This window comes from Zobellia sp. OII3 (genome assembly GCF_002211465.1).
GTDB classification, from domain to species: Bacteria; Bacteroidota; Bacteroidia; order Flavobacteriales; family Flavobacteriaceae; genus Zobellia; species Zobellia galactanivorans.
The window spans coordinates 178,227-199,019 of sequence record NZ_MWRZ01000001.1 but is presented as its reverse complement, the minus strand read 5'-3'; the positions used below and the strand labels follow the sequence as shown (position 1 = coordinate 199,019).

The 20,793-nt window shown below is 40.6% G+C and carries 16 protein-coding genes; 13 read left to right on the top strand and 3 right to left on the bottom strand.

Going from position 1 to position 20,793, the window contains the following annotated elements; genetic code table 11:
- Positions 1-186: 186 nt before the first annotated feature.
- From scpA to B4Q04_RS00765, 3 genes are all read right to left on the bottom strand, one after another.
- On the bottom strand, positions 187-2,277 hold the full coding sequence (scpA, locus tag B4Q04_RS00775) for a methylmalonyl-CoA mutase (RefSeq protein ID WP_013992493.1): 2,091 nt from the start codon (positions 2,275-2,277) through the stop codon (positions 187-189).
- A 12-nt stretch (positions 2,278-2,289) separates the two neighbouring features.
- Positions 2,290-3,675, bottom strand: a complete 1,386-nt coding sequence (locus B4Q04_RS00770) for a methylmalonyl-CoA mutase subunit beta (protein ID WP_088695723.1) — start codon at positions 3,673-3,675, stop codon at positions 2,290-2,292.
- Between the two features lie 161 nt (positions 3,676-3,836).
- Positions 3,837-4,925: a hypothetical protein gene (locus tag B4Q04_RS00765; protein WP_088695722.1), complete on the bottom strand. Its 1,089-nt coding sequence runs from the start codon at positions 4,923-4,925 to the stop codon at positions 3,837-3,839.
- Between the two features lie 1,272 nt (positions 4,926-6,197).
- Here B4Q04_RS00765 and B4Q04_RS00760 point away from each other — a divergent pair.
- The 13 genes from B4Q04_RS00760 to B4Q04_RS00700 all read left to right on the top strand — a co-directional run bounded on the left by B4Q04_RS00760 (position 6,198) and on the right by B4Q04_RS00700 (position 20,792).
- Complete coding sequence (locus tag B4Q04_RS00760; protein ID WP_236630981.1) at positions 6,198-7,553, top strand: lipopolysaccharide biosynthesis protein; 1,356 nt, start codon at positions 6,198-6,200, stop codon at positions 7,551-7,553.
- A gap of 88 nt (positions 7,554-7,641) precedes the next feature.
- Complete coding sequence (locus tag B4Q04_RS00755) at positions 7,642-8,214, top strand: acyltransferase (protein WP_088695720.1); 573 nt, start codon at positions 7,642-7,644, stop codon at positions 8,212-8,214.
- 207 nt (positions 8,215-8,421) lie between these two features.
- Complete coding sequence (locus tag B4Q04_RS00750; protein ID WP_123772315.1) at positions 8,422-9,249, top strand: hypothetical protein; 828 nt, start codon at positions 8,422-8,424, stop codon at positions 9,247-9,249.
- 46 nt (positions 9,250-9,295) lie between these two features.
- The gene (locus B4Q04_RS00745) at positions 9,296-10,462 is read left to right on the top strand and encodes a glycosyltransferase (protein ID WP_123772314.1); all 1,167 of its coding nucleotides are present in this window, start codon (positions 9,296-9,298) and stop codon (positions 10,460-10,462) included.
- A 72-nt stretch (positions 10,463-10,534) separates the two neighbouring features.
- Positions 10,535-11,776, top strand: a complete 1,242-nt coding sequence (locus B4Q04_RS00740; protein WP_088695717.1) for an O-antigen ligase family protein — start codon at positions 10,535-10,537, stop codon at positions 11,774-11,776.
- The gene (locus B4Q04_RS00735) at positions 11,773-12,687 is read left to right on the top strand and encodes a glycosyltransferase (RefSeq protein WP_088695716.1); all 915 of its coding nucleotides are present in this window, start codon (positions 11,773-11,775) and stop codon (positions 12,685-12,687) included. The genes B4Q04_RS00740 and B4Q04_RS00735 overlap by 4 nt, the downstream gene beginning before the upstream one ends.
- An 11-nt stretch (positions 12,688-12,698) precedes the next feature.
- Positions 12,699-13,202, top strand: a complete 504-nt coding sequence (locus B4Q04_RS22915) for a serine acetyltransferase (RefSeq protein WP_088695715.1) — start codon at positions 12,699-12,701, stop codon at positions 13,200-13,202.
- A gap of 190 nt (positions 13,203-13,392) precedes the next feature.
- Positions 13,393-14,496, top strand: a complete 1,104-nt coding sequence (locus B4Q04_RS00725; RefSeq protein WP_088695714.1) for a glycosyltransferase family 4 protein — start codon at positions 13,393-13,395, stop codon at positions 14,494-14,496.
- A 61-nt stretch (positions 14,497-14,557) separates the two neighbouring features.
- Complete coding sequence (locus B4Q04_RS00720; RefSeq protein WP_088695713.1) at positions 14,558-15,304, top strand: WecB/TagA/CpsF family glycosyltransferase; 747 nt, start codon at positions 14,558-14,560, stop codon at positions 15,302-15,304.
- A 102-nt stretch (positions 15,305-15,406) separates the two neighbouring features.
- Positions 15,407-17,749, top strand: coding sequence for a GumC family protein (locus B4Q04_RS00715; RefSeq protein ID WP_088695712.1), 2,343 nt, complete (start codon positions 15,407-15,409; stop codon positions 17,747-17,749).
- Between the two features lie 304 nt (positions 17,750-18,053).
- Complete coding sequence (locus B4Q04_RS00710; RefSeq protein ID WP_013992491.1) at positions 18,054-18,557, top strand: T9SS type A sorting domain-containing protein; 504 nt, start codon at positions 18,054-18,056, stop codon at positions 18,555-18,557.
- 194 nt (positions 18,558-18,751) lie between these two features.
- Positions 18,752-20,044, top strand: a complete 1,293-nt coding sequence (locus B4Q04_RS23050; protein WP_088695711.1) for a T9SS type A sorting domain-containing protein — start codon at positions 18,752-18,754, stop codon at positions 20,042-20,044.
- A 4-nt stretch (positions 20,045-20,048) separates the two neighbouring features.
- Positions 20,049-20,792, top strand: a complete 744-nt coding sequence (locus B4Q04_RS00700) for a hypothetical protein (protein WP_088695710.1) — start codon at positions 20,049-20,051, stop codon at positions 20,790-20,792.
- The last annotated feature ends 1 nt before the right edge of the window (position 20,793 follow it).

The window sequence follows — 20,793 nt, the reverse complement described above, 5'->3', positions numbered from 1 at the left end:
GTATCTTTAAATTTACTTCAAAATTTTAGCCGACGGAGTTAAAATGTGTTAAATTTGTAGTACAAATAGTACAAATTTGTTGTATTTTGCTATTTGCTCAACAATATAAAACGTAGGGAGGCTTCACTTCTTCAGCAGGAAAAAGTGTAGCTGTGAAAATGCCTGATTTTCAGTTCAGATTTGAACTCAGGGGCCTTCGTCAAGTAAGATCTCGAGAATAAGAAGGGCGGCTTCGGTAATTTTGGTCCCCGGTCCGAATACGGCTATGGCCCCGCTTTCGAGTAGAAAGGGATAATCTTGTTTCGGTATGACACCGCCCACTACAACCATAATATCGTCGCGTCCATAAGATTTTAGTTCGGCGATCACTTCGGGTACCAAGGTCTTATGGCCTCCGGCCAAAGAGGAAACCCCCAAAATATGAACATCGTTTTCAACGGCCTGCTTGGCCACTTCGGCAGGGGTTTGAAAGAGCGGACCTATATCTACGTCGAAGCCTAGGTCGGCATAGCCTGTAGCTATGACCTTGGCGCCGCGGTCGTGCCCGTCTTGGCCCATTTTGGCAATCAAGATGCGGGGGCGCCTACCGTCTTGCTCGGCGAAGCGGTCTGAAAGTTCGCGCGCCCGTTTAAAGCTTTTGTCTTCCCTTATTTCTTTTGAATACACGCCGGTTATCGATTGAATGTTAGCCTTGTATCTGCCGAATACCTTTTCTAGGGCCGTGCTGATCTCGCCCAAGGTGGCCCTATGTCTTGCGGCATCTACCGCTAAAGCTAATAAATTTTCGCGGGTGTTTTGCCCTTGTGATGTATTCGCAATTTGTCGTGCCGCCTCGGTGAGTCGGTCTAGGGCCTGTTCTACCTGTTGTTTATCGCGATTCTGCTTTACCGATTGTAGGCGTTCGAGTTGCTTTTTCCGTACAGCGTGGTTGTCGACTTCCAGAATCTGCAACATATCGTCATCTTCGGTCAGGTATTTGTTGACCCCGACGATGATATCGCGGCTACTGTCGATGCGGGCCTGTTTTATAGCGGCCGTCTCTTCGATACGTAATTTGGGGATGCCCGTTTCTATGGCCTTGGTCATACCTCCCATACCTTCTATTTCCTGGATCAGTTCCCAAGCCTTGTGGGTGAGCTCTTCCGTGAGTTGTTCCACGTAATGGCTGCCGGCCCATGGGTCTACGGTTTTGGTGATTTTGGTTTCTTCCCGTAGGAACAATTGGGTGTTTCGGGCAATGCGGGCCGAAAAATCGGTAGGAAGGGCAATGGCCTCGTCCAAGGCGTTGGTGTGCAGGCTTTGGGTACCGCCCAATACGGCCGACAGGGCCTCTATGGTGGTCCGGGCCACATTGTTGAAGGGGTCTTGTGCGGTAAGGCTCCATCCACTGGTTTGGCAGTGGGTGCGGAGCGACATCGATTTCTCGTTTTTCGGATGGAACTGTTTTACCAGTTTCGCCCAAAGGATACGCCCTGCCCTTAACTTGGCGATTTCGGCAAAATGGTTCATGCCGATACCCCAGAAGAAGGAAAGTCTTGGCGCAAAACTATCGATGTCGAGTCCTGCTTTAAGGCCTGTTCGGATATACTCCAGGCCATCGGCCAAGGTATAGGCCAGTTCAAGTTCGGCGGTGGCGCCCGCTTCGTGCATGTGGTAGCCCGATATACTGATGCTGTTGAATTTGGGCATATGTGCACTGGTATAGCGAAAGATATCGGCAATAATTTCCATGGAGGGCGAAGGCGGATAGATATAAGTATTGCGCACCATAAACTCCTTCAAAATATCGTTTTGTATGGTGCCCGTAAGTTCCTGTAAAGACACACCTTGTTCTTCGGCGGCAACGATATAGAAGGCCATAATGGGCAATACGGCCCCGTTCATGGTCATGGAGACCGACATTTCGTTCAGGGGAATACCCTCGAAGAGAATTTTCATGTCCTCTACCGTATCGATGGCCACGCCTGCTTTCCCCACATCGCCGACCACTCGCTCGTGGTCACTGTCGTATCCCCTGTGTGTCGCCAGATCAAAGGCAATGGAGAGTCCTTTTTGGCCTGCCTTCAGGTTCCTTCGGTAAAAGGCGTTGCTTTCTTCCGCCGATGAAAAACCGGCATATTGCCGGATCGTCCAAGGGCGTTGTACGTACATGGTACTGTAGGGGCCGCGTAAATAAGGAGGGATGCCCGCCGCAAAGTTTAGGTGCTCCCTGTCGCTTCCGGTCGGGGCCTCGGCCGGCCTTTTTTCAAATGCTATGTGCTGTATGTCTTTTCTCATCTGAATCACGTTCTACTGATTTGAGCGTTCTTGCCATCCTTCCTGCTGTAGGCGTTCCCGTTCCAATTTTTCGCTTAGGCGTTTCGGAATGATCGGTTCGATCAAGGTTTTTTGCGCACGTCGGGTCATAAAGGGATTCCGGTCGAGTTGGGACTTCATTTGGTCCTCGCGATTGGAGTAGGCATTGCTGCCGACCAATACTTCTTGTGTATTGTCGAAGCGGAGCTGCTCCTTTTGGGCGCTTTCCTTGATTTTCTTTTGAAGGGTGTGCTGTTTCAGTTGTTTTAAAAAACCGCCTCCCGCCTCTATGTTTTTAAAGAGCAACAAGGCTTTTTCCGCCAGTTGGTCGGTAAGGCTTTCAATATAGTAGCTGCCGTCCGCTACCTTTTCAAGCGAGTTGAAATAGCTCTCGGTCTTTAAGATAAGCAATTGGTTGCGAGCCATACGCTCGGCAAATTCGTTGTTGTGGTGATATATAAAGTCGTAGTTCAGGCTACTGACGGCATCGGCCCCGCCCAATACGGCCGACATGCCTTCGGTAGTGGTCCGTATCATGTTCATATTGTAATCGTAGAGGGTTTTGTTCCGTTGCGACGGAAAGGCTTCGATGTGGCAATGCAGGTTACTGTTGTATTCCGGGGCGAGCAAATTGAAAAGCTTTCGCAAGGCCCGTATTTTCGCAATCTCGAAAAAATAATTCCCGCCTACCGCCACTTTAAGGTTTAGGGAGGTCAAGTTTGGGTAGCGGTTCAGGTATTCATTGGCATGGGCCAGGGCATAGGCCAGTTGTTGCACCATGGTCGCCCCCGCATTTTGGTAAAGTGAGGCATCTACGCTGATCGTGTTTTTTTGGGGAAGGGCTTTGGGCGGGAGCAGTAGCGTATCGAGCAGCTCAAAATCGTCTTTCATACTACGGTACCAGTTACCGCTGCGGGCCAGTTTGCCTATAGGGTCTAGATTCAGGGCCAAAGGATCGTTTTGTAGGGTGCCCAAGTATTGTACGGCATCTGGAGGAAGGTCTTGAAAATCAAGGGTAACCTCGGTATGTTCAAGCGCGATGTTTTGATACAGGGCCTTAAGGTCGGCTGGGGCCGAAGTAATGCTAAAGCGAATGCTGTCGGCTCCGTTTTCCAAGGCGTGCAAGGCCCTAGCATTGGCCGTGGCAGCTGTTTCTACGCTAATATGTCCAACAATGTTCCATGATTTCGGGGCAGTCGGGGCGGGCAAAAGTTCGGTGGTCCGGTCATCGGCATGGTAAAAGGGTTTGACCTTGATGCCTTCGGGGGATTCCCAGACCAATTTTTCGTTATAATCGGCCCCTTTAAGATCATACTGGATCTTTTGTTTCCACGCTTTCGCGGAAACTTCCTGAAAATCGGTGAACAGTTCTTCTTTCATAAAAATCGTTACATAGAAACCTAGTTGAAAAGTACGATTTTAGGGGCTAAAGAGAAAGTGAAATATGAAAGTTAATGGATAAGCTATTTGTTATAGTATTCCATATACGATATTACTTTGAAGTTAAGAATGACTTTTTTGAGTCATATAGGTGGTCAAATCTAATTTATCTGTTGCCAATCCGTGCCATCACTTTGTAACCATAAGGTGCCCTTGTGTTTGGTGTTCAAGGATTTTTTGCTTTTTAGGTCAACGTAAGGTATGTTGAGTTTGGTTGTTTGACCTCCTAAATCTTTAATGATATAAATGTGGCCTAGATTCTGTTCTCCAGGTATAGGTAGGGAAAGGTATTCCACTGCATCCTCTAAAACTACCGTGTAATCGGTAAGGCTTAAATGAGCTTTTCTACTGGAGAGTCTTCGAATATTGGTTTCAGTTTTTTGTTGTTTGGCTACGGTGGTTCCATTGCGGCCAATAATGGCGCCATCAACTCTAAGGTCCCCCCCGACGTGTAAGGTAGCTTGTGGATTGGTCACCATAATGCCCATTCGATTGCCACCCGTGATACGAGCCACTTCTTTTCCGGCGGAGGCCATCGCCAAATCACCTGAACTAGGGACGAATAGGCCAGAATTGAAGCTTCCGGTAAAATGGTACGAAGGAAAACTTGCCGTGCCAAATGAACTGGTAATCCTTGATGATTTCAAAATACCAACCACCTCTACTTGGTTTGATGGTGTATTTGTGCCGATGCCCAATCTTTTATTGGTATTGTCCCAAAATAGATGTTCGTTGGCTTCAAAAGGCGAACCATTGTCTTCATTTGCAAAAAAAATCGACCCTGGTGTTCCTCTATGGGCTACGCCCGATATGCCAGTGTTAATGATGGTTTCTTGCTTGTTTTCATCCACATAGGTATAAGAACCGTCTCCATTATCGATAAAGCGTGTAAGGGTTTCCGGTGCTGTATTGAACGTGAAAGACCCACTGTCGGTATGAATTGTAAAAGTACCATCATTATTGTCCGTAAAAGAGAGGTCTCCAGAACCGTTACAAAGATCGGCCCACGTAGCGCCATTAAAATAAAATACACAAGATTCTTCGGTATTATATACCAAGGCCCCTTCCTTAGGGTTAATGGCGAACATTTGCTCATTATTTATCCTGCTTAGAACTAAAGCACGTGTGGTGCTTTCTAGTTCAAGTAATGAAGTATCATCTATTTGGTCAGGGTTTTCCCCGATTTTCACCTGTGCTGATATTGTTGATGTACATACAAATACACCAGCAATACAGATTAGATTATATAGAGAGAGGGAACTTCTGAAAAATCGTCTCAAAATAAGTGCTTTAGACTATATACGGGCAAAGAATACTTTTTGTCAGAAAACCACGTTTTTTTTCGTTCATATACCTAATTCATAGACCAAATAAAGGTTATTCCTACATTGTTTAAGTTGGTGTTCTGAATATGGAACTAATCGTTTGTTTCTTTTGAAGGCCATTAAAAAATATCCTATTTTATTTTTTGATAGGTGTTTGCAGAAGGCTAATAATTTTGATTGGTGACTTCAGGTGAAATGTGGGAATAGGAGTGTATTGCATGTTACACCGAAAAAGGAGGAAAAAGCACTAAAGCTTTGGCTCTTCACTGAGGTATGCTATCCGCCAATCGTTGAAATTCAGTAGTGGAACGATGGAAAAGGACTATTTAAACACCATTATTTAAATCTTATGTTTTTGTCAAACAAGCGTAAAACAAACGTAATATTGCTTTTAGGTTCAGGGGGTCGCAAGATGTTTTTTTGGGTATGGCAGACCAGTAAGCGGGCATGGAGACTAGCTTGAAATAATGTTAAGCTAAGTGATGATTTCATGAAATGTGTTACGGTAGCTCAATTGTGGGCTGATGAGAGGGCAACTATAAAAAAAGGATAAAAAGCTCAAATGAAATAACTTAACGGAAAACATTTAAGACTGATGTTTGCCGATTTGGGGGCAGTTGATAATCTTATAATTAAAAGAAACTATATAGGGCAAATGCGTATTGCTCTTGTGTTTGATGTGTTAAAAAGTGTTAATTATGAAGTGTGTAATAATTAAAGCGTTGTCTCGCTATTTTTAGGTCAGGAGCGATGCTTTGTTAAAATTAATAAAAAATGCTAAAGCTTTTGCTGTCATATTCTCAATAGTTGACAAACACCTCGAGGGATGAAATCATAAGTTAACTTACTTTTACATAAAAGATTACGTTTGTCTAGGCTTTGGCTTTATGTTGAATTCTGAACATTTCGCAGGAACTTTTTTTTATGTGGATGCACTTTTGATGTGGGACTCACAAGGCGGAGCCGTATTTCAATGCATAGTTTAATTTGTTTTGATTCGAAGGTTTTTCAATGCGGTGCTATTATTTTAGATTTTGTTAATCGATTGATAACGGAGAAGTTGTATGGAATATTCTTTAAGGACTACAAAACAATGTTTCTGTTTTAATTATTATAAATTTATTCAAATTGAAAGGGGTGACAAGTGATTTTCTGAGCCGATTTAAATTTCTTTCTGGTAGAACAAAAAACATTCTAAAGCATATAGGTTGGTCCTTTATATTTAAAATAGGGAGTGTTGTATCTAATTTTCTGATAGTTCCGTTAACCATTGACTATTTAAACACTGAGAATTATGGGGTTTGGTTGACAATCAGCTCTTTTGTCAGTTGGTTCTCATTTTTTGATGTTGGTTTAGGTCATGGTTTAAGAAATAAATTTGCCGAAGCTAAATCCGTTGGTAATGATATCTTGGCTAGAGCTTATGTTAGCTGTGCTTATTTTACTATTGGTATTGTAGCTTTAGGATTAATGCTCCTTTTCTTAGTTGTAAGTAGTTTTGTAGATTGGTCCTTGGTTTTTAATACTGGTGAAAACCTAAATGAGGTGCTACAGACCTTAATGTTGATAATATTCTCTTTCTTTTGCATTCAATTGGTTCTGAAATTGATAACCTCTGTTTATCTAGCAGACCAAAACCATTCGATTAATGTAAAGATTGAATTTTTGACCCGAATTTTATCGCTCTTCTTGATTTGGGTTTTATTAAGGGTGGATGTAAGTTCATTTTTGCTTTATGGCATCTTGTTTTCTGCTTTGCCGGTTTTGATCCTTTTGGGCTTGAACTTTTTTGCTTTCTCTAAGAAATATGAGATTTATAAACCTACCATATCTTTATTTCAAGTTAAATATCTTAAAGAGATTACGGGTATTGGATTAAATTTTTTCATAATCCAAATAGGTGTTTTAGTTTTATTTTCAACGGATAATTTTATAATCACAAAAATTTTTGGTCCTAGTGAAGTTGTTCCATATAATGTGGCCCAAAAATATTTTTCCATTGTTTTTATGTCTTATTCCATTTTGGTTGCGCCTTATTGGTCTGCAATAACGGAGGCATATGCTAAAAAGGAATATGATTGGATAAAAAACTCTATTGGAAAATTACAGAAAATTTGGTTTGGTGTTCCTGTAGTACTATTCATAATGGTGATTTTTTCAAACTGGTTTTATAATATTTGGGTAGGGGATACCATAAATGTTTCCATGGGTTTATCTGCTTCAATGGCTTTGTTTACCCTATTAATGACTTTTCAGGCCATTTATGTCCAATTCTTAAATGGGATAAGTAAAATGAGACTACAACTTTATGTGAGTTTGTTTTCATTGGTAATGAATATTCCTTTAAGTATTTATTTTGGAAAAACGCTCAATTGGGGATTGTCAGGAGTGATGTTGGCAACCTGTGTTTCATTGTTGATAGCATGTATTATATATCCGATACAATATTTTAAAATTATAAATAACAAGGCGAAAGGACTTTGGAACAAATGAATCTATATGTTCATTTTTTTCTATAATGATAATGTCAAATATGTCTTTGGCCAAAAGTTGATTTATTGAAATATTCATTTTGTAGACAATGTTCGAACGTTTAAAGATCAAATTTTTTATTTTAAAGAATCTATTCGTTTTTTACCTGGCTGGTGTCAAGGTAGGTAAAAGCCTTATGGTTATGGGGCCGATAAAACTTGTTGTAAGAGGACAGTTGATTATAGGCGATAACCTTAATGTAATTAGTGGAAATATGATGAATCCGCTTGGGCGCAATTTAAAAACTTGTATCAGGGTTGATGAAAAGGCTGAAATCTTAATAGGGAATAATGTGGGGATGAGTTGCGTTTCCATTTGGAGTAGGGAAAAAATCACGATTGGCAATAATGTGAAATTAGGGGGCAATGTGATTCTCTTTGATTCTGATATGCATTCCTTGGACTATAAATTGAGAAGAAATGTTGAGACGGATAGCGTAAATGCCAAAAGTGCTGCTGTTGTTATAGAAGATGATGTATTCATTGGAGCGAGTTCTATTATAACGAAAGGTGTAAGAATAGGTCAAAGATCTATCGTAGCGGCAGGCAGTGTTGTCGCAAAATCAATACCTGAAAACGAAATTTGGGGAGGGAATCCGGCAAAATTCATTAGAAAAATTTGATAGCGGCATTGAGGAGTTTATCATGCTGAAAGTGCTTGTATGAAGTAGGGGTAAAAAGGAAAATGCGGATATCTAGTGGGTTAAGTTTAAGGGGAGGCTGGTGTAACATCGGTTTTCCTGTGAAATTTTTTCACAAAAACTAGAGCGTATAAGTTTTTTCGAGATTCTTTTTGCTTAGGGAAATTTGTTGTGCTAATAATAATGGCTATGGTATATTCTTTAAACTTTGCTAATGGAGATTTTAAAACGAAACAGCGTTGGAATACTGTTACGGCAAAATTTTTGGGAGGTATAGATAAGGTTTTTGAATATAGCCCTGAAGATATAGATTCTTCTTTTTTGAACCAAAATGAAGAGTTGTTAAAGCATTCTAAGGGGTTTGGCAACTATTTTTGGAAACCCTATTTGGTAAAAAAAGCTTTAGCTGAAATTGAGGAAGGAGATTATTTGATTTATGCGGACAGTGGAACAATATTTTTGAAAAATGTAAGGCGAATTATAAATTACATGAATGAGAAAAATGAAGATGTAATATGTTTTACCTTGCCTTTGATTGAAAGACAGTGGACCAAACGGGATGCCTTTGTTTTGATGGAATGTGATGAACCGAATTTTTCCGATACCGTTCAGGTTACCGGTAATTTCTTTATTCTTAAGAAAAGCCCGAAATCAATTAGTTTTGTAGAAGAGTACCTCAAATATTGTAGTGACCATAGAATTATAAGTGACACCCCCAATGCTATGGGATTAAATAATTATCCGGAATTTAATGCCCATAGACATGATCAATCGGTACTCAGCCTTTTGTGTAAAAAAAGAAATATTCTACTTGAAGGGGACTTAAGTGACTATGGATATTTTCCTTATAAATACATTCATAATGATGGTTATTTATATGATCAAAAGTCTCTAGATGATATTAAAACTAAAAAATTTAAGGGTACAATATTGGCTAATCGAAAAGCACACCCGTTGATTTATGCCTTAAAATATTACGTTAGACTTTTTCTTTACAGATTTGGAATTAGAACCTAATGGTTGTGAAAATGGGGATGTTTAAATACACAAAATATTTAAAATTTTGAAGAAACTTATTTATGATACTGTTATCACAGGTCATCATTCAGAGTATATAGGGCATTTAGTAGATTATTTACACGAGTCCCCTTGTGGTGGGGTTACATACTATTTTGTAGTTCATCCTAATTTTTCTGAAATGTTCCCGGACATTTATTTAAAATCCAAAAATGTTGAAAACATCATTTGGACACCCATTTCATTAGACGAATCACAACAACTAGATGCTTCCAATGGTATATGGTCGTCGCTTCGTTCTTTTGATACTATGAATCGCTACGCTAATAGATTAAAGGTGGATAGTGTTGTGGCCCTTGATTTCCATTTCATTAAATACGCAGCTATTTTTAGGAGGTTTTCCTATGAACTCACTTCAATTTTGTTCTTGCAGTTTTATAGGTTAAAAAGAGAATCCTTAAAACAGAAAGTAGAATTTTATAAGCGGTACTATGTTACCAAATGGTGTGTTGGTAATCCAAAGGTAAGGAAGGTTTTTGTGCTTAATGATCACGAAACGGTAGATTATATGAACAAAGAGTTTCGCACAAATTGTTTTCACATGTTGCCTGATCCCATTCCCCAGCTTCGGCCTTTGCCGAATTTCGATATTTATGAGCATTATAAAATTGATCCGCATAGAAAAATATACCTCCATATTGGGGCTTTGGGAGCAAGAAAAGGTACCGATGAAGTTATTAATTCTGCTCATTGTGTGGATGTTGCCGAGCAGAAGGATATAGCTATTTTGTTAGTGGGTAAGGCGAGTAATGAAAATGACATGGCCGTATATAAGGGTCGAATTCAGGAAGTAAAAGATAAAACTGACGTTCAGATTATTTGGGACAATCAATTTGTGCCATCGAAAATGATGAAGAGTCTTTTTGACCAGTGTCATGCAGTTTTGTTACCCTATAAAAATGCTGAATTCTCTAGTGGTATATTGGGGCATGCCGCTGCCTCTCAGAAAATGGTGCTTGCGACTAATGCAGGACTTTTAAGGGAGTTGGTGTTAAAATATAAATTGGGGGAATTGTTAGACGTGCCCGATGCGAAACATATTGCTTTGAAGATGGTTGAAATGATAGGAAAAAAAGCAGAGGTAGTTGGTCAGCATCAATTCGTTAAAAACCATAGCCCTAAAATGTTTGCCGAAAAAGTATTAGGTATTTAGCTTTGGGCTTTTTTTCAAACTGGGATAGTATTTTCTAAATGCCCGTAATGGTGTTTGGATTAAAACATAAATATGAATTTTTATAAAACTTACAAGGAAAGGCTACATTTTTCATTGAATTTTTACAGCCTTTTTTTATTGGTTACTTTCATACCTGATCTTGTAGGTCTGCCACCTTCATTTGCTTCGAATGGATTATGGGCTTTGAGGGTCGCTGCAGCTGTGTTTATAATAGCCTTTCATCATCGGAAATTATATCGTTTTAACTGGGGGGAACAACTTTTTCTTTTTGTTTCGCTTATATACTTGGTTAATGTTTTTATGGATGTCTTTTGGAAGAATTATCCAATTGGGATGGGGCAGCCAAAAGATTTTATAGGATTGTTTTTAAGTATACTTATAGCTTTTGCCTTTCGATATGATAAGGCTTTTGTAAAAAATAAATCTTATTTTTTCTTCTTAACCAGTTTGGGTTTGGGGCTCTTTATCGCTTTTTTTCTAGCGAAACAAAGCCCTCCACCATTAGTTGGGCGCTATGATGCCAATTCTACCGTGAATACCATAAATTATGGGCAAATGGGATGCTCTTTGGCATTAATTGCCATGTACGGTTTCCTTAATAGGCCATTTAAATATGGCAAAATACTTTATGTGCTTTTATTCCTTTTAGGAATCGTTTCTATTATGAAAGCTGGGTCTCGTTCGCCTGTAGTTGTACTCTTGGCTGTTAGCGGTTTTTATTTTTTAGCTAAGTCAGGTCTTGTCAAAGGGGTAATATTGGTAGGATGTTCAGCATTGGTTTTTTATTTTTCGTTGGATTTTTTGATCGAATTGTCAGAAGTTGTGGGCAGTAGTATTGTAACCCGACTATTATCTGCCATAGAAACAGGGGAAACAAGTGGGAGGGATTTGATTTATGCGAATGCCATAGGTCATTTTCTAGACTCGCCGATTTTTGGCAGCTACTATTTAATTCCGTCAGGTATAGGTAATGGGGGGTATCCCCATAATTTTTTTATTGAGGCGTTTATGACGACAGGTCTTGTTGGTGGAATACCTTTTGTCGCCATGGTATTGGTAACCTTAAAAAAATCATTCCTTCTGTTAAAGAAACAAGATGATTCGGGTTGGGTGGTTTTATTGTTTTTGCAAGTATTGGTTTTTGGAATGTTTTCCTCCTCTTTATATAGTTCGCAAGATTTTTGGGCATTAAGTTTTTTTATATTGTCAATGGGGCCGGTCGTTCGGAGAAAATTAGCTAAACCCAAAATTCAAAGGCCTACAGATTTAACTTTTAATACTTCTAAAAAATGAATAGCCAGGCGCAGAATTTGAGTCCAATAGCACTATTTGCGTATAATCGCATAGAGGAATTAGCCCAGACCATAGATCGTTTGAAAAAGGCGCAATTGGCAAGTAAGAGTCTTCTTTATGTGTTTTCAGATGGGCCCAAAACACTCGAAGACCAAAAAGGTGTGGAGAAAGTTCGTTCTTATTTGAAAACCGTAACGGGCTTTCAGAAGGTGGAACTAAGGTTTTCAGAGAAAAATAAAGGGCTGGCCCATTCTATAATTACCGGGGTGTCTGGTGTGTTAAAGGAGCATGGAAAAATTATAGTATTAGAAGACGATTTGCTGGTAAGCGATAATTTTCTAGTCTTTATGAACCAGGGGTTGGAGTACTATCGGGAAAACCCTAGAATTTTGTCAATATGTGGCTATAATATGGGCGTTCGTAAGCGAAAATCGGATGAGTACCGCTATGACGCTTTCTTTGCCCAAAGGTCATCTTCATGGGGCTGGGCAACTTGGGATGATCAATGGCAGGGTATTGATTGGGAGATTCGTGATTTTGACTCCTTTTCTAAGAACAGAAAGAAAATACGTGAGTTCAACATATATGGAAGCGATTTGTTCAGAATGTTAAAAAGGCAAAAAGAAGGAAAAATTAATTCGTGGGCGATCCGATATAATTATCATCAATACAAACATGACCTGTATAGTGTTTTTCCTTTGATTTCTAAGGTTAGAAACATTGGGTTTAGTGAACAGGCTACACATACCAATCAAAAATATAATCGCTTTGATGTTGAGCTTGATGATACCTCTGAAAACAATTTTACATTCCAAGAATGTATTGCGGTTGATGCTGAAATTCTCAAACAATTTAGTAGTATGAATAGCATTACCAATAGAATTAAGTTTAAAATAAAGAACCTTTTTTAATTCTATGTAAAATGATGAGCTACCTATTTCAAGACTGGAAAAGCAATAAACGTAATATCAAGGCACAGTTAATCATGTTAGGCTTTCGATTGGCTAATTTGGCAACAAGAAACCGTATTGTTTTTATCTTGTTTATCCCTTATCTGGTATTTTACAGAATTACTGTGGAGTGGTTTCTTGGGGTAGAGTTGCCTTATAAAACCAGAATAGGTAGAGGCTTGAAAATTTTTCATGGACAAGCATTGGTCGTTAATGACGGAACTATAATTGGAGAGAATTGTACACTTAGGAATTCTACCACTATTGGAAATAAAATCTTGTCAAATGGAGAGTTGTCACGCAGCCCGATTATTGGCAATAACGTAGAAATAGGTTGTAATGTTTGTATTATAGGTGATATAAAAATAGGTGATAATGTTAAGATAGGTGCCGGGTCCGTTGTTGTAAAAGATGTAGCTTCTAACTCAATAATAGGGGGTAACCCTGCCAAAGAGCTACGAATTAGCAGAGAATAATATTGGTATAACAGAATTTTGTAAAGAAGGTTCCCAGTAATTATAAAGAATCGGGTAAAATGGCTACATTTCCACCTGATAGTTAGAACCGTGTCTCCTGTCCCCCCACTTCTTCCCCCAATGAAATAGTTAAACGGTTTGTTACCTACGCTTGCTATAAGAATCAATTATTGTAATACTAAATGTGTCAATGAAGAAAAAAATTCTTTTCATATTGCATATTCCCCCTCCCGTGAATGGTGCGGCTATGGTTGGGAAACAAATTAAGGAGAGTCAAAAGATCAACTCGGCATTCGAGACGGACTATATTAATTTGACAACCTCTTTTACCTTAAGTAAAATCGGAAAGGGAGGTTTTCAAAAGATTGCAACGACCTTCGCTATAGGTTGGCAAGTAATCAAAGCCTTGAGCACGAAGAAGTATGATTTGTGCTATATGACCCTGACGGCAAAAGGAGCTGGGTTTTATAAGGATTTTCTGATAGTACTCATACTTAAGTTATTTGGTAAGAAAATTCTGTATCATTTTCATAATAAGGGAGTAGCAAAAAGTAGCGAGAAGTATTTGAACCATTTATTATATAGTTTCGTCTTTAAAAATACGAATAGTATTCAGTTATCATCACTTTTGTTTTATGATATACAAAGGTACGTAAGACCGGAAAATGTGTATTTCTGCCCTAATGGAATACCGGAAGAGTCAGATGTTGTACAAAAAAGGCAAAGGCTTCCTGAAACACCATGTAAATTTCTTTTTCTTTCCAACATGATGGAAGAGAAGGGAGTTCTGGTTCTTTTAGAGGCTTGCAGTCTTTTGAAAGAAAAAGGACTGGATTTTGAATGTCACTTCATTGGAGCTTGGTCCGATATTTCGGAGGATTATTTTTATGAGAGAGTAAGGCAATTGGGCATTACGCAAAATATATTCGCCCATGGGAAACAATACGGAAGACAGAAGATAGGGTTTTTTAGTAATGCTGACGTATTTGTTTTTCCTACATACTATCATAATGAATGTTTTCCTCTAGTGCTTCTTGAAGCAATGCAATACGGTTTGCCTGTAATCAGTACCCATGAAGGGGGGATCGATGATATTGTGGAAGATGGGAAAACGGGATTTTTGGTGCCTCGCAAGGATGGGAAAGAGTTGGCAAGGGTTCTTGAACGTTTCGTTGTGAATCCAAGTTTAAGTGAGCAACTAGGGAAAGAAGGTAGAAATAGATATGAAAAAATGTATACGTATAAAACTTTTGAAAATAATTTAATGGCCATACTTCTGGAAATCAGCGAATAAGCAGTTTTTGAATTGATTCTCCAACAGAGAGGTGTTTTCCATTACTCAAAGTGCTATTGTGATGAAAGGTTTAAAAACGGAAGAATGCTTAGGGTATTCCCTCTTTGTGGATGAATTAAAAAACATCCCCTTTAATAGTAAGCTTGAGATAAATACGGTAAATCAGTATTCCTATTGTATAGCTGAAGAAGACAAGGAGTTTCAAAAGGCTTTGGCACATGCAGACATTCTTTTGCCAGACGGTATCGGTATGGTTTGGGCCACAAGATTTTTGAAAGGCAAAAAGATTAAAAAGATAGCGGGTGCCGATTTACATGACTTTCTATTGCATAAGCTGAACGAAACTAATGGCTCATGTTTCTATTTAGGCGCTTCTGAAGATACTTTGACAAAAATCGAAAAACGTTTAAAATCGGAGTTTCCCAATATTTCTGTTGCCAGTTATTCACCTCCTTATAAGTCATCTTTTGACCAACATGATTCTGAAATGATGGTCAACGCTGTAAATGCATTCCGTCCCGATGTTCTTTTTGTCGGGATGACGGCACCCAAACAAGAAAAATGGAGTCATGCCCATAAAGAGAACTTAAATACCAGTTTAATTTGTTCTATAGGGGCTGTTTTCGATTTTTATGCCGGAACGGTGAGAAGACCAAGTAAAATATGGATAAATTTGGGGTTTGAATGGTTGGGGCGTTTGTTGAACGAACCTAAAAGAATGTGGAAGAGGTATATCTATTACGGAATTGTTTTTCTGTATTACTTGATCAAAGAAAAAATTAAAGGAAAGCCCTCGATAAAGAGGTAATAGTTTTTAAAACGTCAATTATTGAAATAGATATTCTATAGGTGCTTTTTAATCGGCCCTTGTTGATAGGAATAATGATAATATCAAACTTGTAAAAAAATTATGGCTATAGAAAAAGAGGAATATTACACTTCTGAACGGGAATTACCTGATTTTAGGGAGTTGCTCGATAGTTATCTACGCTATTGGCCTATGTTCTTGATCAGTATTGTCATAGCCTTGGTCGTGGGGCTCTTGTACCTTCGCTTTACAATACCAACCTACGCGGCCTCCACTAGTGTAATTATTGAAAATGAAAAAAGTAAAGGCCCATCGGGAGATGCTTCGGCCTTTGCTGATTTAGGCCTGCTTAAAGGGTTAAGTACGAGTAGCATAGAAAATGAACTCGGTCTGTTGCGATCAAAACGTTTAATGGTTAATGCCGTGAAGGCATTACAGCTTCAGGTTTTATATTATGATCAAGAGGGATTCCCGAGGCGAGAGGTCTATAAGCAAAGTCCGTATTTGTTACGGATTATGCGCATGGATGAAAAAGTTTTGGAAAAAGCGGTGCAAGGAGAGAGTAACTTTTTTAGTCTTCAAAAAATGGACTCAAGCCGTGTTGAAATTACTTTGTTCGATGAAAAAAAGCTCGTTGGTGAACTTGGGGATGTAATCCAGCTTGATTTCGTTGATTTTGTAATTGAGGCAAATGAAGATTTTGTTCCAGAACCGGACAAGCCGGTCGGGGTGGATATTAAGTTTGTTTCCGTAGAAAGTCTTGCAAGTCGTCATATAGCGAATTTAGGGGTTGAATTGGTTGATGAAAACTCGACCTTGATTCGTGTGAATATTGTTGACGAGGTAAGGGAAAGGGCAGAGGACATTTTAAACCAATTGATTTTTGAGTATAACCAGGAGGCTATCGAAGATAAAAATTTGATTGCACGAAATAGTGCATTTTTTATTGACGAAAGGTTAAGTATAATCAACTCCGAACTAGATTCTGTCGAATCGGGAAAGGAAGAATTTAAGACTTCCAATAGGTTGACCGATATTGATGCGGAATCGTCCCTTATAATTCAAAATGCAAGTGAATATGAGAAACAGCAGCAGGAAGTAAGTACTCAATTGGAACTCACGAATGCTATGATCGAGCATTTGCGAACCAATGATTTTAATTTGTTGCCGACCAATCTCGGGATTGACGAATCGGGCACCAATGCCTTAATAGATGAATTCAACTCTACCTTGCTTGAGCGGAATCGATTGTTGAACGGAGCAACGGAAAAAAACCCTCTTGTAGTTCGTTTGACAGATCAAGTTCAGCAGATAAAGAGCAATATTCGGGCAAGTTTGGAACGTAGGCGAATTAATTTAAGAATAGCCGGGGATAATCTGAGTAGGCAAGCCGGTATTCTAGGGTCTCAAATTTCCGAGGTGCCTTCTCAAGAAAGACAGTTTAGGGGAATTGAACGTCAGCAAAACATTAAGGAGGCTCTTTATTTGTTCCTTCTTCAAAAGCGTGAAGAAAATTCGTTGGCCCTTGCGGTTACGGCGCCGAAAGCAAAATTGGTCGATGCGGCACACGCTAATGTCGTGCCGATTTCACCCAATAACAAAATAGTCATAGCCGTATCATTGCTTTTAGGTTTGTTCATACCCTTTCTGTCGATTAACATAAAAAGACTCTTGGATAATAAAATACGAACCCGAGAAGAAATAAGGAGGGCTGCTGCGATGCAGATTCCCTTGGTTGCGGAAATTCCCCATATAACGGCAGGTGAATCTCTTGTAGTTGGGGCAAATGAGAGATCTTTGATTGCGGAATCGTTTAATATTTTAAGTGCTAACTTAAATTATATCATAGGGGGGCAAGCCACGGCAGGAAAGGGAAAATGTATATATGTTACCTCATCGACCCAAGGGGAAGGTAAGACGTTTACAGTTGTCAATCTTGCAATGACCTTGGCTCAAACCGGAAAAAGTGTTGTCGTAATCGGGGCCGATTTAAGAAACCCCCAATTGCAACGTTATGAAGGAGGTGGTTTGAGCGCTAAAGGATTAAGTACGTATTTGGCGGGTTCAGATAGCGCGATTGATGATTTTATTGAGGATTCAAAACTACATGAAAATTTAAAGTTATTCCCATCTGGGCCAGTACCTCCGAACCCTGTTCAGCTTTTGCAAAACGAGAAATTGGGTTATATGTTCAAAGAGCTTAAGAATAGTTTCGATTATGTGATTGTGGATACGGCTCCTTCAATGATTCTGGCGGACACTTTTTTAATAAGTGAGTATGCTGATTTAACACTCTACTTAATTAGGGCAGGTCATACCAAAAAGAAAGTCATGGAGTTCATTCTAGATATTAATGCTCATGGAAAACTCAAGAATATGGGCTTTTTGTTGAATGACGTTAAAATGTCAGATTCAAATTATGGGTATCAATATGGCTATGTTTAAAGATTTGCCATTAGAAGGACCTTTTTTTCAATAGTCTGTTTTTAGTTCTAGAATAGGCCTATTTAGACTACCTTTTTAAGTAGCTGAAACCTAGCGTTCATTTACGCAGCGGTATCTGGGCCGGTGTGTTGTGCCTACGGTGCCAAGCGGAAAAAACAGAAGTGTGTTTCTGTCTTTGGCTTCCAGGAACACATAAGGGGCGTTAAACATCGATAAACGGTAAGTGATGGTGCAGTTGGTCGAAAACCATCATAAATGCTGCCTTGGCTTGTAATACAAGTGGCTATTGGTCGTTTCTCCCAGCATGAAACAAGTGTTTAGTTCCCTTATCGTATTGGCCTTCTGTGTTGTAGGCAAGGCGCAAAATGTGGCAAAGCCCGAAAATTCTTCCGCGGCCATGGCTTCCTTGAACGTGTCGGGGGGCGAGGCCAGCAGTAGTAAAGGTTCTGTGGTATATTCCGTGGGGGCTCTCTTCTATACCAATATAGAAACACAGCACAATACGGTGTCTCAATGTATACAACAGGCCAAGCTAGAAAAGGGCGATGACTTAAAAGATATTTCGGCGCTAAAGGTAATGGCCTATCCGAATCCTACTACCGATTATGTGCTGATCGATATTTTGGACTATGAAAATGAAACGGCCCGATACGAATTGTTCGATTCTAGGGGGAGTCTTATAAAGAGTGAGCGTATTCATACAGCTACAACAAAATTACCGATGGACGATCTTAGGTCGTCCACTTACTTTTTAAAAGTGAGCGTATTGAACCGATTTGAAAAAACACTGACCTTGTTGAAATTATAGCTGATGACGACTGTGGGACCATCGGTGGTTTTTTGGGGAAAACGATCTAAATAAGGGTATTTTGTCGATATTATAATATATTACATCGATTATTAGTAATTCTGCAGATCTTGTTTTTTCCAGTAAATTATTAATCCAAAACAGGTAATTTCACGTATACAAGTAGCCTTTGTCCCCCAACGATAGCGCTACTTATGAAAAAAATTGTCCCCTTGTTAGTATTGGTTTTCGGCTATGCTTGTGTGCAAGCTCAGCAGAATATAAGTAATACATCCGAAAATATGGTAATCTATAATGCTTCAGGAGGTGATGCTCTTTCCGGCAGTGGGTCGGTGGCCTATTCCCTTGGAAGTATTTTTTATAGTGTAATTGAATCACCCCGTATATTGGTTTGTGAAGGTGTGCAACAGGCCGAAATGGAGGAAGAAACGGTAGTCGATGAAGAGGAAGTCGATGAAGAGGAAATCGAAGATTCCGAAGAAAATCCCACCTTACCCGAGACTCCGATTGAAACCCCTGATCCCGTAGTGGATGAGGTCCCGTCGGAACCCTTTCCGGAAGCACCGGTAGACGAAGGGGAAGAGGAAGGTCCTGAGGAGAACCCTAGCCTGCCCGAACCCGAGACTCCGATTGAAACCCCTGACCCCGTAGTGGATGAGGTCCCGTCGGAACCCTTGCCGGAAGCACCGGTAGACGAGGGGGAAGAGGAAGGTCCTGAGGAGAACCCTAGCCTGCCCGAACCCGAGACTCCGATTGAAACCCCTGATCCCGTAGTGGATGAGGTCCCGTCGGAACCCTTTCCGGAAGCACCGGTAGACGAGGGGGAAGAGGAAGGTCCTGAGGGGGACCCTAGCCTGCCCGAACCCGAGACTCCGATTGAAACCCCTGACCCCATAGTGGATGAGGTCCCGTCGGAACCCTTGCCGGAAGCGCCGGTAGACGAAGGGGAAGAGGAAGGTCCTGAGGAGAACCCTAGCCTGCCCGAACCCGAGACTCCGGTTGAAACTCCTGATCCCGTAGTGGATGAGGTCCCGTCGGAACCCTTGTCGGAAGCACCGATAGTCGGAGGGGAAGATGCCCAGGCACCTCCCTTGAGTCCCCTGCCGGAACCTGTTGTAGTAGACCCTCCGGTGGAAGAGGAAGTGCCGGACACCGACCAAGAGCCCGGGTTGGGCCAGTCTTATGAACTGCCTCGCCCCTTAAAGGCCCAAGATATTATAGGGCATGCGCTTCAAGACGTGGGAGAGGTTGACATTGTCACCTATCCGAACCCCGTAGTGGACGATTTTTCCATCGGAATTAAAAATTATAAAAATCAGAACGCCTGGTATCAACTTTTTGATCAGCGGGGTAGGGCGCTTCTCGATGGGCGAATCTCTGGGAGAACCACTGAGGTCGCCATCCCCCATTTGAGTCCCGCTACCTATGTACTGCGAATATATATTGCCAACCAAACGGTCAAAACCTTAAGAATTTTAAAAAAGTAACGCTATGAAATTGAAAGTTCTATTTGCCTTTATGCTGCTCGCCTTCATGGACATGTCGGCGCAAGCTCCCGAAAAAATGAGCTATCAGGCCATTATTCGGTCGAGTGATAACAGTTTGGTAATCGATGCGCCGGTCAACCTTAAGATTATTGTACGCCAAGGAAGTGTAAACGGAAGCGGCGTATACGAAGAGTCGCATTCGGCCACCACCAATGCCAACGGTTTGGTAAGTTTGGAAATCGGTGCCGGCAGCCAAATTTCAGGTGATTTTAGTGAAATACCATGGGACAACGGTCCCTTTTTTATAGAGACCCAAGTAGACCCAAAGGGCGGAAGCAATTACTCTATTATCGGGGTGAGCCAGTTGTTGAGCGTGCCCTACGCCTTGTATGCCAAATATGCCGAAAACGTCTCGGGTGCGGCTACGGGCGGTGGGGGGTATTCCAGTGCCGCTGTGGTATCCTTACAGGCGTCGCGTAATATTGCCGCAGGTGATATCGGGAATACCTTGGAATGTACCAAGACCGCTACGGTAACCCTTACTTCCGGATTTTCGGATATGAAGGTGGGGGAGACGGTGAATTTAGAGGCCCATAACGGGGCTTCGCTTACCGTAAAAGCGGCAAGTGGTGTATCTTTGAATTACAAAGAGGGCGGTACTGCCAATTTTGAAAGCGAGAGCGGAAACGTACGCTTTGGACTATTGCGAAAATCAGGGGATAACGCCTATATAATATCAGGACAATGAG